At 69.0% G+C, this 13,689-nt stretch carries 16 protein-coding genes; 15 read left to right on the top strand and 1 reads right to left on the bottom strand.

The features are described 5' to 3' along the window. Both prfA and prmC read left to right on the top strand, forming a co-directional pair. Window positions 1–1,083, top strand: coding sequence for a peptide chain release factor 1 (prfA, locus tag ASF75_RS03735; protein ID WP_017885756.1), 1,083 nt, complete (start codon window positions 1–3; stop codon window positions 1,081–1,083). Window positions 1,084–1,097: 14 nt separating this feature from the next. Further along, window positions 1,098–1,985 (top strand): peptide chain release factor N(5)-glutamine methyltransferase, encoded by an 888-nt coding sequence (gene prmC, locus ASF75_RS03730; RefSeq protein WP_082509440.1) that lies wholly within the window; start codon window positions 1,098–1,100, stop codon window positions 1,983–1,985. 154 nt (window positions 1,986–2,139) lie between these two features. Here the strand turns inward: prmC and ASF75_RS03725 are convergent, their stop codons facing one another. After that, window positions 2,140–2,790: an HAD family hydrolase gene (locus ASF75_RS03725; RefSeq protein ID WP_162243003.1), complete on the bottom strand. Its 651-nt coding sequence runs from the start codon at window positions 2,788–2,790 to the stop codon at window positions 2,140–2,142. Window positions 2,791–2,827: 37 nt separating this feature from the next. Here ASF75_RS03725 and ASF75_RS03720 point away from each other — a divergent pair, with 37 nt between their 5' ends. From ASF75_RS03720 to ASF75_RS03660, 13 genes are all read left to right on the top strand, one after another. After that, entirely contained in the window at window positions 2,828–3,502 is a 675-nt protein-coding gene (locus tag ASF75_RS03720; RefSeq protein WP_017885753.1) for an L-threonylcarbamoyladenylate synthase, read from the top strand. After that, on the top strand, window positions 3,499–4,725 hold the full coding sequence (locus tag ASF75_RS03715) for an MraY family glycosyltransferase (RefSeq protein ID WP_056068829.1): 1,227 nt from the start codon (window positions 3,499–3,501) through the stop codon (window positions 4,723–4,725). The genes ASF75_RS03720 and ASF75_RS03715 overlap by 4 nt, the downstream gene beginning before the upstream one ends. Next, window positions 4,722–5,213, top strand: a complete 492-nt coding sequence (locus tag ASF75_RS03710; RefSeq protein WP_017885751.1) for a hypothetical protein — start codon at window positions 4,722–4,724, stop codon at window positions 5,211–5,213. The genes ASF75_RS03715 and ASF75_RS03710 overlap by 4 nt, the downstream gene beginning before the upstream one ends. A 107-nt stretch (window positions 5,214–5,320) precedes the next feature. Further along, window positions 5,321–6,181 carry a F0F1 ATP synthase subunit A gene (gene atpB, locus ASF75_RS03705; protein WP_017885750.1) on the top strand — a complete coding sequence of 287 codons (861 nt, stop codon included), beginning with the start codon at window positions 5,321–5,323 and terminating at the stop codon, window positions 6,179–6,181. A 61-nt stretch (window positions 6,182–6,242) separates the two neighbouring features. Then, on the top strand, window positions 6,243–6,485 hold the full coding sequence (gene atpE, locus ASF75_RS03700; RefSeq protein WP_017885749.1) for an ATP synthase F0 subunit C: 243 nt from the start codon (window positions 6,243–6,245) through the stop codon (window positions 6,483–6,485). Between the two features lie 9 nt (window positions 6,486–6,494). After that, the gene (locus ASF75_RS03695; protein ID WP_017885748.1) at window positions 6,495–7,049 is read left to right on the top strand and encodes a F0F1 ATP synthase subunit B; all 555 of its coding nucleotides are present in this window, start codon (window positions 6,495–6,497) and stop codon (window positions 7,047–7,049) included. Window positions 7,050–7,051: 2 nt separating this feature from the next. Continuing rightward, a complete protein-coding gene (locus tag ASF75_RS03690; RefSeq protein WP_031259114.1) occupies window positions 7,052–7,846 on the top strand; it encodes a F0F1 ATP synthase subunit delta in 795 nt (264 codons plus the stop codon). A 108-nt stretch (window positions 7,847–7,954) separates the two neighbouring features. Further along, the gene (gene atpA / locus ASF75_RS03685) at window positions 7,955–9,583 is read left to right on the top strand and encodes a F0F1 ATP synthase subunit alpha (RefSeq protein WP_017885746.1); all 1,629 of its coding nucleotides are present in this window, start codon (window positions 7,955–7,957) and stop codon (window positions 9,581–9,583) included. After that, the gene (locus tag ASF75_RS03680) at window positions 9,584–10,486 is read left to right on the top strand and encodes a F0F1 ATP synthase subunit gamma (protein ID WP_017885745.1); all 903 of its coding nucleotides are present in this window, start codon (window positions 9,584–9,586) and stop codon (window positions 10,484–10,486) included. 47 nt (window positions 10,487–10,533) lie between these two features. After that, the gene (gene atpD / locus ASF75_RS03675) at window positions 10,534–11,988 is read left to right on the top strand and encodes a F0F1 ATP synthase subunit beta (protein ID WP_017885744.1); all 1,455 of its coding nucleotides are present in this window, start codon (window positions 10,534–10,536) and stop codon (window positions 11,986–11,988) included. 1 nt (window position 11,989) lies between these two features. After that, window positions 11,990–12,253 (top strand): F0F1 ATP synthase subunit epsilon, encoded by a 264-nt coding sequence (locus ASF75_RS03670; protein WP_017885743.1) that lies wholly within the window; start codon window positions 11,990–11,992, stop codon window positions 12,251–12,253. Next, the gene (locus ASF75_RS03665) at window positions 12,250–13,020 is read left to right on the top strand and encodes a YaaA family protein (protein ID WP_315973044.1); all 771 of its coding nucleotides are present in this window, start codon (window positions 12,250–12,252) and stop codon (window positions 13,018–13,020) included. The genes ASF75_RS03670 and ASF75_RS03665 overlap by 4 nt, the downstream gene beginning before the upstream one ends. A gap of 108 nt (window positions 13,021–13,128) precedes the next feature. Beyond that, window positions 13,129–13,686, top strand: a complete 558-nt coding sequence (locus ASF75_RS03660; RefSeq protein WP_017885741.1) for a hypothetical protein — start codon at window positions 13,129–13,131, stop codon at window positions 13,684–13,686. Window positions 13,687–13,689: the final 3 nt, after the last annotated feature.

Below are 13,689 nucleotides of genomic sequence, written 5' to 3'. Positions count from 1 at the left end.
GTGTTCGAGTCGGTAGCGGGGCTGCTGGCGGAACACGAGGACCTGACGCAGCAGCTGTCGGACCCCGCGCTCCACGCCGATGCGGCCCGGGCGAAGAAGGTGAACCGGCGGTACGCCGAGCTCAACCAGATCAAGTCCGCGTACGAGGCCTGGCAGGCGGCGGGGGACGACCTCGCCGCCGCCCAGGAACTCGCGCGTGAGGACGCGGCGTTCGCGGACGAGGTCCCCGGGCTCGAGGAGCAGCTGTCGGAGCGCCAGGAGCGTCTCCGGCGGCTGCTCATCCCGCGCGACCCGGACGACGGCCGCGACGTCATCATGGAGATCAAGGGCGGCGAGGGCGGCGAGGAATCGGCGCTGTTCGCGGCCGACCTCCTGCGCATGTACTCGCACTACGCCGAGACCAAGGGCTGGAAGGTCGAGCTCCTCGAGCGCACCGAGTCCGACCTGGGTGGCTACAAGGACGTCCAGGTCGCGATCAAGTCGAACACGACCGACCCGTCCCAGGGCGTCTGGGCACACCTGAAGTACGAGGGCGGTGTGCACCGCGTCCAGCGTGTGCCGCAGACCGAGTCGCAGGGGCGCATCCACACCTCGACCACCGGCGTGCTGGTGTTCCCCGAGGTGGACGAGCCCGAAGAGGTCCAGATCAACCAGAACGACCTGAAGATCGACGTCTACCGGTCCTCCGGCCCTGGCGGCCAGTCGGTCAACACGACGGACTCCGCGGTCCGCATCACCCACCTGCCCACGGGCATCACGGTGGCGATGCAGAACGAGAAGTCGCAGCTGCAGAACCGTGAGGCCGGCATGCGCGTGCTCCGTGCACGCATCCTCGCGCGCCAGCAGGAGGAGCTCGACGCGATCGCCTCGGACGCGCGCAAGTCGCAGATCCGCGGGATGGACCGTTCGGAGCGCATCCGCACGTACAACTTCCCGGAGAACCGGATCGCGGACCACCGCACCGGCTACAAGGCGTACGACCTCGACCGCGTGATGAACGGTGCCCTCGAGCCCGTCATCCAGTCCGCCATCCAGGCGGACGAAGAGGCGCGGCTGGCCGCCATCGGCGACCAGGACGCCTGATCGGCGTGACCGGACTGGAGGCCCGCGGCGGCTCCGACGGGTCCCGCACGTACGCCGCGGATCGCCTGCTCGAGCAGGCGACCGCGGCGCTCGTCGCCGTCGGCGTCCCCACGCCCCGGGTCGACGCCGAGCTGCTGCTCGCGTGGGCGACCGACACCTCGCGCGGTGCTGTCCAGGCCCGGGCGCTGATCGGCGGCGGCATCGCCCCGGAGCACGTCGAGCGCTTCCGGCACGCGGTCGCCCGCCGAGCCACCCGTGAGCCGCTGCAGCACATCACCGGGCAGGCGTACTTCCGCGCGCTCACCCTGGCCGTCGGACCGGGCGTGTTCGTGCCCCGTCCGGAGACCGAGGGCGTCGTCCAGTTCGGCATCGACGCCCTCCGCGCGACCGCCGTGCCCGAGCCGATCGCCGTCGACCTGGGCTCCGGAAGCGGTGCGATCGCGATCGCGATGGACACCGAGGTGCCGAACGCCGTGGTCTACGCGGTCGAGCGGTCGCCCGAGGCGCTGCCCTGGACCCGGCGCAACGTCGATGCCCACGGCGGGACCGTGCGGCTCGTCGAGGGCGACCTCGCCGACGCGCTGCCGGAACTCGACGGCACCGTCTCCGTCGTCGTGTCGAACCCGCCGTACGTGCCGGACGACGCGATCCCGGTCGACCCCGAGGTCCGCGACCACGACCCGGCGATGGCGCTCTACGGTGGGCCGGACGGCCTCGACGCCGTGCGCGCCCTCGCCGAGACGGCCTGGCGGTTGCTGGTGCCCGGGGGAGCACTGGTCATCGAGCACGCCGAGCCGCAGGGCGCCGGCGTCCGGCAGGTCCTGGCGGCCCGGGGGTTCCGCACCCCGGAGACGCACGTCGACCTGACAGGTCGCGACCGCACGACCACCGCGACGCGCTAGGCGGGGGTGAGCCGCGCCTCCAGGCCGTCGTCGCCCGCCGTCGGCTGCGGTGAGACGCCGTCGTGTCGGTGAGACGCCGCGATGTGCGCGAGACGCCGCGGTGTCTGGCGGCGTCTCGACAAGACGACGGCGTGTCGGCGGGTGTGAGCGCTCGTCAGGCGACGGGGGAGGTCTCGCGCTGCGCCGCGACGAAGGCGCGGACGTACTCGCGCAGGTCGGTGTCGTGCTCGACCAGCACCGCGTGGATGCCGACGCTCCGCGCACCGGCGATGTTCTCGGGCATGTCGTCGGCGAAGAAGGTGCGCTCCGCGGGGACCCCGTGGTGGGCGATCGCGCGCTGGAAGACCTCGGGCTCGGGCTTCCGGGCGCCGAAGTTGCTCGTCGTGTCGAGGTGCTCGCCGAAGACCTCGGGCAGGGACGGTGCCCACTCGTGGATCCACCGGCCGGCGAGCGGACCGTTGTTGGTGAGCAGCCCGACACGCCCGTGCTCGCTCGCGATCCGGACCGCCTCGATGCGTTCCGGCAGCTCGGTCATCGCGGCGCCGCGGATCCGGGCCCAGTCGGCCTCGGGGACGTCGCACTCCATCGCGCGCTCGAACGCGGCGAGGTACTCGTCGCCGTCCGCGAACCCACCGGCCTCGGCGCGCATCTCGTGACCGCAGTCCCACCAGCGGCGTCGGAGCTCCTGGAACGCGTGTCCGGTGAACTCGGAGAGTGCGGCCATGCGCACCTTCCAGTCGTACCGGACCAGGACGTCGTCCATGTCGAAGAGGAACAGGAGCGGGGGTGCAGGCGTCTCGTTCACGATGTCCACCATTGTGTCGCACTATCATCGTCGAGTCATGGCATCCCGATACGACTGCACCGACTCCGACGGGCTCCTGACCGGGATGCGGCTCGCACGCGCCGCCCTCGGACGCGGAGAGCTCGTCGTGGTCCCCACCGACACCGTCTACGGCCTCGCCGCGGACGCCTTCAGCGCGACCGCCGTGCAGCGGCTGCTCGACGCGAAGGGCCGCACACGGCAGTCCCCGCCGCCCGTGCTCATCCCCGGTCCGCCCACGCTCGACGCGCTCGCCAGCGACGTCCCGCAGCCGGTGCGCGACCTGGTGGCCGAGTTCTGGCCCGGCGGGCTGACCGTCATCCTGCACGCCCAGCCGTCGCTCGACTGGGACCTCGGCGAGACGCGGGGCACGGTCGCCCTGCGGATGCCGGACTCACGGATCGCCCTCGAGCTGTTGCAGGAGGTCGGGCCCCTGGCGGTCTCGTCCGCGAACTCCACGGGCGACCCGGCCGCGATGGACGTCGACGCCGCCGAACGCATGCTCGGTGACAGCGTCGCGATCTACCTGGACGGCGGGCCGATCGAGGTGCACGACGGCTTCGAGGCCAGCACGGGGTCGACCATCGTCGACGCCACCGGGCTGTCGGACGGCGGGAAGCTCCGCATCGTCCGGCACGGGGTGATCCCCGACGAGGAGATCATCCGGGTCGTCGGAGCCGACCTCGTCACATGAAGTACTACCTGCTCGCGGGGGCCATCGCCGCGGTCGTGAGCTTCGTGATGAGCCTGATCGTCTGGAAGCTCGGGCTGAAGTACAAGTGGTACCCGCAGGTCCGCGAGCGGGACGTGCACCGCACCCCGACGCCGCGGCTCGGCGGCATCGCGATGTACATCGGCGTCATCGTCTCGCTCCTGGCGGCCTGGTTCCTGTTCCCGTCGATCGCGGGGACCGACTACTTCCGGTTGGTGTTCTCCGAGCCGGGCCGTGTGCTCGCGGTGCTCGGGGGAGCGACGATCATCGTGGTCCTCGGCGTCGCGGACGACATCTGGGACCTCGACTGGATGACGAAGCTCGCCGGGCAGATCATCGCGGCGGGCATCCTCGCCTGGCAGGGCGTCGCGATCGTGTCGCTGCCGATCGGCAACACGCTGGGCGTCGGGTCGTCGTACATGAGCCTGATCTTCACCGTGCTGGCGGTGGTGCTCGTGATGAACGCGGTGAACTTCATCGACGGGCTCGACGGGCTGGTGGCCGGTGTCGCGATCATCGCCGGCGGCGTGTTCTTCCTCTACACGTTCTTCATCAACCGCGTGGTCGTGCAGACCGAGTTCTTCTTCAACCTGCCGTCGCTGCTCACCGCGGTCCTCGTCGGGGCCTGCTTGGGCTTCCTCATCCTGAACTGGCACCCCGCGAAGCTCTTCATGGGGGATGCCGGCGCGCTGCTCGTCGGGTTCCTGATGGCCACGAGTGCGGTCTCGGTCACGGGCAACATCGACCCGGCGGCGGTCCAGACACGCCAGGCGCTGCTGCCGGCGTTCATCCCGATCCTGCTGCCGTTCGCGATCCTGATCGTCCCGATCCTGGACTTCGGGCTCGCGGTCACCCGACGGCTCAGCGCGGGGAAGTCGCCGTTCTCGGCCGACCGGAAGCACCTGCACCACCGCCTGCTCGACATGGGGCACTCGCACTTCCACGCGGTGCTGATCTTCTACGCCTGGACCGCGACCGTCGCCTTCGGGTGCCTGCTGTTCCTCTTCGTGGACTGGTACTGGGTCGTCGTCTTCGTGTCCGTCGGCTTCACCGTCTGCGCCGTCGCGACGTTCGCGCCGCTCGGACGGAAGCGCGCCGAGATCGCCGCGCAGACCGCCAACCGCTCCGCCGCCGTGGTGGACGCCAGCCTCGACCCGCTCGACCGGGCCGCCAACGACCGCACGATCCCTGGAGACATCACGTGACCGCACCGAACGCGCTCGACCACGTCCGGCCGGTGTTCCGCCGCATCATCACCTGGGGAGCGGTCCTCGCCGTCGCCCTGGCGGTCGTCGGCGGACTCATCGGGTTCCTCGTCGCGGACGGCCCCGGGCTGGTCGGGGGACTGCTCGGCGCGGTGCTGAGCGTCGTGTTCCTCGGCCTCACCGCGGTCAGTGTCCTCGTCGCGCTGCGGGTGTCGAAGGGCCAGATGATCTCGGGTGCGTTCTTCGGGATCGTGATGGGCACCTGGCTGCTGAAGTTCATCGTCTTCATCGTGCTGCTGGTCCTGCTCAGGGACCGCGACTGGGTCGACTTCCCGGTGCTGGCGATCGTGATCATCGCGGGGGTCGTCGGCTCCCTGGTGATCGACGTCGTCGCGGTCGCGAAGGCCCGCACCCCGATCGACGTCCGGCTGCCGGGCGACGGTCTCGACGACTCCGCGGACGCTGGGAACCCGACCCCCCGCGTCTGAGAAGCCGGGAAGCCTCTCGCACCTGATAGGCTTCTCGAAGTCCGCTACCGGAGCCTTTCGCTCGGGGCGGGCGAGCCTCCACAACGTCCACCATCGCGTGCCATGATGTGCGCGCGCCGACACAGGAGACAGCGCTGCTATCCCACGCTCTTCCCCTGTCCCTCTCCGCTGCGGTTGACACCGTCGCGGCGGGGAGCAGCAAGGCCGCCGAGTTCCATGGTCCGTCGATCAACGAGTTCTTCCCCGATGCTCTTCTGTGGGCAGGGACGCCGTTCGAGATCGATCGGCTCGTCCTCATCCGATTCTTCGCCGTCGCCGTGCTCCTGGTGTTCGCGTTCGTGGGTACCCGTGCACTGAAGCTCGTGCCGAACCGCGGTCAGGCGTTCATCGAGTACGCGTTCGACGTCGTCCGCCGCAACACGTTCGACAACCTCGGCGAGAAGGACGGCAAGCGCTTCCTGCCGCTCCTGGCGACGATCTTCTTCGGCGTGCTGTTCATGAACCTGACCGGTCTGGTGCCGTTCATGAACCTCGGCGGGACCAGTCGCATCGCGATGCCGATGATCCTGGCGATCGTCGCGTACGTCGCGTTCATCTACGCCGGTCTCCGCAAGCACCCGGGCACGTTCCTCCGGAACTCGCTCTTCCCGCCCGGTGTGCCGTGGTTCCTCTACATCATCGTGACGCCGATCGAGCTGGTCTCGACCTTCGTGCTCCGTCCCGTCACCCTGACGCTGCGACTCCTGATGAACATGGTCGTGGGGCACCTGCTCCTCGTGCTGTTCTTCTCGGCCACGCAGTTCTTCTTCTTCGACGCTTCGCTCGGCTTCAAGGCCTTCGGCGTCGGGACCATCGCGTTCGGCATCGCGTTCAGCTTCTTCGAGGTCCTCGTCGCGCTGCTGCAGGCCTACGTCTTCATGCTCCTCACCGCCGTCTACATCCAGCTGGCGCTGGCTGACGAGCACTGATTCCTCACTGACCCCCTACGGGACCGACGACCGTCGGACCCGCACCTCGAAAGGAAAACACGTGGACGCAACGACCGTTCTCGCGGAGATCAACGGCAACATCGCGACGGTTGGCTACGGCCTCGCAGCGATCGGCCCGGCCATCGGCGTCGGCATCGTCGTCGGTAAGACGATCGAGTCCGTCGCTCGCCAGCCCGAGCTCCAGGGCCGCCTGACGACCCTCATGTACATCGGTATCGCCTTCACCGAGGCCCTGGCCTTCATCGGTATCGCCACGTACTTCATCTTCACCGGCACCAACTAAGGCTCCTCGATGCACAACGCACTCATCATCGCGGCGGAGGAGACGCACAACCCGCTGATCCCGCCGTTGTACGACGTCGTCTGGTCGGCGCTTGCCTTCGTCATCATCTTCCTGGTGATGTGGCGTGTCGTCACGCCGCGCATCACGAAGATGCTCGATGAGCGCACCGAGGCCATCGAGGGCGGCATCAAGAAGGCCGAGGCCGCTCAGGAGCAGGCCGCTGCTGCGCTCGAGGAGTACAACAAGCAGCTCGCTGATGCACGTGCCGAGGCATCGCGCATCCGTGAGCAGGCCCGCGCCGACGCCACGGCGATCGGCAACGAGGTCCGCGAGCAGGCGACCGCCGATGCAGCACGCATCACGGCCAACGCACAGGCGCAGATCGAGGCCGAGCGCCAGAGCGCCGTCCAGGCACTCCGGTCCGAAGTGGGCACCCTCGCGCTGGACCTCGCGTCCGGCGTGATCGGTGAGTCCCTCAAGGACGACGCCAAGTCCACCGCAGTGGTCGACCGCTTCCTCGCCGACCTCGAGGCCTCGCAGGCCACGAAGACGGGGGAGCACTGAGCATGCGCAGCGCTACCAGAGAAGCACTCGCGTCCACCAGGGCGGTGCTCTCGGACCTCGGTCCGAGCGCCGGCCTGGTCGCGGGTGCCGAGATCCTCGCCTCCGGGCGTGCGATCGCCGGTGCGCCGCAGCTGCTCGGGCTGCTGTCCGACCCCACGGCCGACGCGGCCGGCAAGAAGGTCCTCATCGACCGTGTCTTCGCCGGACAGTCGGACGCGACGCGTGCGGTCCTGACCGCGGTGGCCGGCTCGCGCTGGTCCTCGCAGCAGGACCTGCTCGCCGGCATCGAGGACGCGGGCATCCGCGCCGTCGCCGCCACCGCGGGTCCGGACTCGTCGATCGAGTCGGAGTTGTTCGCCTTCGAGACCGCCGTCCGTTCGGACGCCGGACTCGAGCTGGCGCTCGGCACCAAGCTCGGCAGCCCCGAGCAGAAGGGCGCGCTCGTCGAGCGGCTCCTCGGTGCCAAGGCGTCGGAGCAGACGGTCATCATCGTGTCGTCCCTGGTGCAGCAGCCCCGTGGTCGTCGCATCGGTGAGATCGTCCGCGACGCATCGCGCATCGTGGCCGAGCAGGCCGGCAAGCTCGTCGCGACGGTCGTCACGGCGACGCACCTGACCCCCGCCCAGTCGGCCCGCGTCACGCGCGGTCTGTCCGAGCGGTACGGCAAGGACATCAGCATCAACCAGGTCGTCGACCCCACGGTCGTCGGCGGGGTCCGGGTGCAGATCGGCGGCGACGTCATCGACGGCACCGTGTCCACGCGACTCTCGGAGCTCCGGCTCCAGCTCGCCGGCTAGGCGTACGGTCGAAGCCGCTCCTCCCCAAGTCCACAACGGGAACTGCCGAGTTCGGCAGCGTCACCCTCTCGGAGCCGAAGGGCCCCGGAAAACCACAAGGAAAATCCCATGGCAGACATCACCATCAGCCCCGATGAGATCCGTGATGCCCTGAAGGACTTCGTCTCGAACTACGAGCCGACGAAGGCCTCCACGGCCGAGGTCGGGCACGTCACCGACGCCGGTGACGGCATCGCCCACGTCGAGGGTCTCCCCGGCGTCATGGCGAACGAGCTCATCCGCTTCGCGGACGGCACGCTCGGCCTGGCGCAGAACCTCGATGAGGACTCGATCGGCGCCATCGTGCTCGGCGAGTTCGGCGGCATCGAAGAGGGCATGGAGGTCACCCGCACGGGTGAGGTCCTCTCCGCCCCCGTCGGCGACGCCTTCCTCGGTCGCGTCGTCGACCCGCTCGGCGCCCCGATCGACGGTCTCGGCGAGATCGCAGCCGAAGGCCGTCGTGCCCTCGAGCTGCAGGCCCCCGGCGTCATGGCTCGCAAGTCGGTCCACCAGCCGCTGCAGACCGGCATCAAGGCCATCGACGCGATGATCCCCGTCGGCCGTGGTCAGCGTCAGCTGATCATCGGCGACCGCCAGACCGGCAAGACGGCCATCGCGATCGACACGATCATCAACCAGAAGGCCAACTGGGAGTCCGGCGACGAGGACAAGCAGGTCCGCTGCATCTACGTCGCCATCGGCCAGAAGGGCTCCACGATCGCCTCCGTCAAGGGTGCGCTCGAGGACGCCGGTGCGATGGAGTACACCACCATCGTCGCCGCCCCGGCCTCCGACCCGGCCGGCTTCAAGTACCTCGCCCCGTACACCGGTTCGGCCATCGGCCAGCACTGGATGTACCAGGGCAAGCACGTCCTCATCATCTTCGATGACCTGTCGAAGCAGGCCGAGGCCTACCGTGCGGTGTCGCTCCTGCTGCGTCGCCCGCCGGGCCGCGAGGCCTACCCGGGTGACGTCTTCTACCTGCACTCCCGTCTGCTGGAGCGTTGCGCGAAGCTGTCCGACGAGCTCGGCGCGGGCTCGATGACGGGTCTCCCGATCATCGAGACCAAGGCGAACGACGTCTCGGCGTACATCCCGACCAACGTCATCTCCATCACCGACGGCCAGATCTTCCTGCAGTCGGACCTCTTCAACGCGAACCAGCGTCCGGCCGTCGACGTGGGCATCTCGGTGTCCCGCGTCGGTGGTGACGCCCAGGTGAAGTCGATCAAGAAGGTCTCCGGCACGCTGAAGCTCGAGCTGGCGCAGTACCGCTCGCTCGAGGCGTTCGCGATGTTCGCGTCCGACCTCGACCAGGCGTCGCGTCGTCAGCTGGAGCGCGGTGCACGTCTGACCGAGCTCCTCAAGCAGCCGCAGTACTCGCCGTACCCGGTCGAGGAGCAGGTCGTCTCGATCTGGGCCGGCACGAACGGCAAGCTCGACACCGTCCCGGTGCCGGACGTGCTCCGCTTCGAGTCCGAGCTGCTCGACCACCTGCGTCGCAACTCCGACGTGCTCACGACCCTGCGCGAGACGAACCAGCTCAGCGACGACACCGTCGCCGAGATGGACAAGCAGATCGACGAGTTCACGAAGAGCTTCCAGACGAGCGACGGCAAGACCCTCGGCTCCGAGCAGTTCGACGCGGCCGAGGCCGAGGACGTCGACCAGGAGCAGATCGTCAAGGGTCGTCGCTAGATGGCAGCGCAGGTCCGGGTCTACCGCCAGCGGATCAAGTCGGCGAAGACCACGAAGAAGGTCACCCGCGCGATGGAGCTGATCTCGGCGTCGCGGATCCAGAAGGCGCAGGCCCGTATGGCTGCGTCCGGTCCGTACTCGCGGGCCGTCACGCGTGCGGTGTCGGCCGTGGCGACGTTCTCGAACGTCGACCACGTGCTGACCACCGAGCCGGAGTCGTCGACCCGTGCAGCCGTCGTGCTCTTCACCTCGGACCGCGGCCTGAACGGTGCGTTCAGCACGAACGTCCTCAAGCAGGGCGAGGAGCTCGCCTCCCTGCTCCGCAGCGAGGGCAAGGACGTCGTCTACTACCTGGTCGGTCGCAAGTCCGTCGGGTACTTCGCGTTCCGTGAGCGTCCGTCCGAGCAGCAGTGGGTCGGCAACACCGACCAGCCGGAGTTCTCGACGGCCAAGGAGATCGGCGACGCCGTCGTGGCGAAGTTCCTCCAGGACACCGCTGCCGGCGGCGTGGACGAGATCCACATCGTGTTCAACCGGTTCATCAGCCTGGCGACCCAGGAGCCCCAGGTCGTTCGCCTGCTGCCCCTCGAGGTCGTCGAGGGCATCGATGAGCCCGAGGGCAACGAGCCCCTGCCGCTCTACGAGTTCGAGCCGGACGCCGACGCGGTGCTCGACTCGCTGCTCCCGGTCTACATCGAGAGCCGCATCTTCAACGCCATGCTGCAGTCGGCTGCTTCCGAGCACGCCGCACGGCAGAAGGCGATGAAGGCGGCCAGCGACAACGCCGACTCGCTGATCCGTGACTTCACCCGACTCGCGAACAACGCGCGTCAGGCGGAGATCACCCAGCAGATCTCCGAGATCGTCGGCGGCGCCGACGCCCTCTCGTCGAAGAAGAAGTAGTCCGCGTCGTTCGCGGACAGATACCCACCCTCAGGAAGGCACCAGCCATGACCGACACCGCAACCACCGCGGTCGAGACGTCGTCGGCGCCCGGTGTCGGCCGGATCGCCCGCGTCACGGGCCCCGTCGTCGACATCGAGTTCCCCCACGACGCAATCCCGGAGATGTACAACCTCCTGTTCACGACCATCACCATCGGTGACTCGTCGCAGGAGATCGGCCTCGAGGTCGCGCAGCACCTCGGCGACGACCTCGTTCGTGCCATCTCCCTGAAGCCGACCGACGGCCTGGTCCGTGGCCAGGAGGTCCGTGACTCGGGCGCTCCGATCTCGGTCCCCGTCGGCGACGTCACCAAGGGCAAGGTCTTCGACGTCCTCGGCAACGTGCTCAACACGGACGAGAAGCTCGAGATCACCGAGCGCTGGCCGATCCACCGCAAGGCCCCGGCCTTCGACCAGCTCGAGTCGAAGACCTCGATGTTCGAGACCGGCATCAAGTCCATCGACCTCCTCACCCCGTACGTGCAGGGTGGCAAGATCGGCCTCTTCGGTGGTGCGGGCGTCGGCAAGACCGTCCTCATCCAGGAGATGATCCAGCGCGTCGCGCAGGACCACGGCGGTGTGTCGGTGTTCGCCGGTGTCGGTGAGCGCACCCGTGAGGGCAACGACCTCATCGGTGAGATGGAAGAGGCGGGTGTCTTCGACAAGACGGCTCTCGTGTTCGGCCAGATGGACGAGCCGCCGGGAACGCGTCTCCGCGTGGCCCTGTCGGCGCTGACGATGGCGGAGTACTTCCGCGATGTCCAGAAGCAGGACGTGCTCCTCTTCATCGACAACATCTTCCGCTTCACGCAGGCCGGCTCCGAGGTCTCGACGCTGCTCGGTCGCATGCCGTCCGCCGTGGGCTACCAGCCCAACCTCGCCGACGAGATGGGTGTGCTCCAGGAGCGCATCACCTCGACGCGTGGTCACTCGATCACCTCGCTGCAGGCGATCTACGTGCCGGCTGACGACTACACCGACCCGGCTCCGGCCACCACGTTCGCGCACCTCGACGCGACGACCGAGCTCTCCCGTGAGATCGCGTCGCAGGGTCTGTACCCCGCGATCGACCCGCTGGCGTCGACGTCGCGCATCATGGACCCGCGTTACCTGGGTGCCGACCACTACGAGACGGCCACGCGCGTCAAGCAGATCCTCCAGAAGAACAAGGAACTGCAGGAGATCATCGCCATCCTCGGTGTCGACGAGCTCTCCGAAGAGGACAAGATCACGGTCGAGCGCGCTCGTCGTATCCAGCAGTTCCTCTCGCAGAACACCTACATGGCGAAGAAGTTCACGGGTGTCGAGGGCTCCACGGTGCCCCTCAAGGACACCATTGAGTCCTTCCGTGCCATCGCCGACGGCGAGTTCGACCACGTTGCGACCCAGGCGTTCTTCAACGTCGGTGGCATCAACGACGTGGAAGAGAAGTGGGCGCAGATCCAGAAGGAGAACCGCTGACATGGCGGGTCTCAACGTGAGCGTCGTCTCGGCTGACCGTGAGGTCTGGTCGGGCGACACCACCATGGTCGTCGCACGGACGACAGAGGGCCAGATCGGCATCCTCGCCGGACACGAGCCGATGCTCGCGATCCTGGCGCAGGGTCAGGTCCGCATCACGCGGGCCGATGGGTCGACCGTCGCGGTCGACGCCGAGGACGGCTTCCTGTCGGTCGAGCACGACACGGTGACGATCGTCGCGCGGCAGGCCGCGCTGGCGTCCTGACCGGACTGACCGTCCTGCTCCCGCCTTCGGAGACGAAGCGGGAGGGTGGGGACACGAGTCGCATGCTCGATCTGCGTGCGCTCTCGTTCCCGGAACTGGCCGATGAGCGGGCCGCGGTGATCACCGCGGCCCGCTTCGTCAGTTCCGAGGAGTCCTCGGCCAGGACGGCACTCAAGCTCGGTCCGAAGTCGATCGCCGAGCGTCTCCGGAACCTCGAGCTCGAGACCTCGGGCACCATGCCTGCGATCGAGCGGTACACGGGGGTCCTGTACGACCCGTTGGGCGCCCAGGACGCGGACGCTGCGACCCGGGAGTGGTGGGCGGAGCACGTGATCGTGCAGTCCGCGATGTTCGGGCCGATCGGTGCGGGGGACCCGATCCCGGCGTACCGGCTGTCGCACGACTCGCGGCTCGGTTCGATCCGGTTGGCCGCGCACTGGCCGGCGGTGTCGACCCGTTCCCTGCTGACCCGTGCGGACGGCCTGGTGCTCGACCTGCGGTCCGAGGGGTACCGGCAGCTCGGCCCCGTGCCCGGAGCGGTGGCACCACGGGTGGTGAGCGTCGACGGCTCCGGCCGTCGTCGAGCCCTGAACCACTGGAACAAGACGGCGAAGGGTCGCCTGGTGGCGCTGCTCGCCCGCACCCATGCGAGCATCGGCAGCATGGGCGACCTGGTCGACTGGGCTGCTGCGCACGGTGTCGTCGTCGAACCGAACGAGGGCGGCTGGGACCTGGTCGCCGAGAGCCTGGAGCCCGTCACGGCCTGAGCCGGACCCGCCCGGTCCGTCCTCCACAAGCGTCGTCAGCGGCGCTCCGGTCCACAGATGGCCGGGGCGCCCCTGCCTGGAGGCCCGCAGCACGTTTCGATGACGTGCATGATCCCTCTCACGGCACAGTCCGACCCCGGTTCCGCAGTCCGTTACCCTCGCGAGATCGCCGCTGCGGTCACCCTCCCCGCCGCGGCGGCCGCGCTGGTCGCGCCCGGTCGTGCCGACCTGTCGACGGCCGCTGCGACGGCCGTGGTGACAGCGTGCGGCGCGCTCGCGCCCCGGATGGCCCTGGTCCCCTTCATCGCGGCACAGGGCGCACCGGATCCCCGGTCGATCCGCGTGTTCGACCCCTTCGCCGATCCGACGCCGCCGGCGCTCCACGGGTTCGGCCCAGCGCCCGACCGTGCCAGGGTCCGGCTCGCAGGGGACCGATGTGCTGATGCCTGGCGGCTGTGGCGGGCACAGGACGGCCCGTTCGACGGCTCGTCGGGCGCTGCGGGTGCCCTGTCGCTCGGGGCGTGGTGCGCCTGGGCGCTCGGATCGTGGGCACGGGCGGAGACCCGGGCACGCTACGCCCTCGAGACCCGCGCGGACGACCCGCTCGCGGGACTCGTCCTGCGCTCGGTCATCGCCGGCAGTGGGCCGTCGTGGGAGCGGCGATGACCT

Origin of the sequence: Curtobacterium sp. Leaf154, assembly GCF_001424595.1 — a bacterium.
GTDB lineage: Bacteria > Actinomycetota > Actinomycetes > Actinomycetales > Microbacteriaceae > Curtobacterium > Curtobacterium poinsettiae.
The sequence above is the reverse complement of the archived record's forward strand: the minus strand, read 5'-3'. Positions and strand labels throughout refer to the sequence as shown.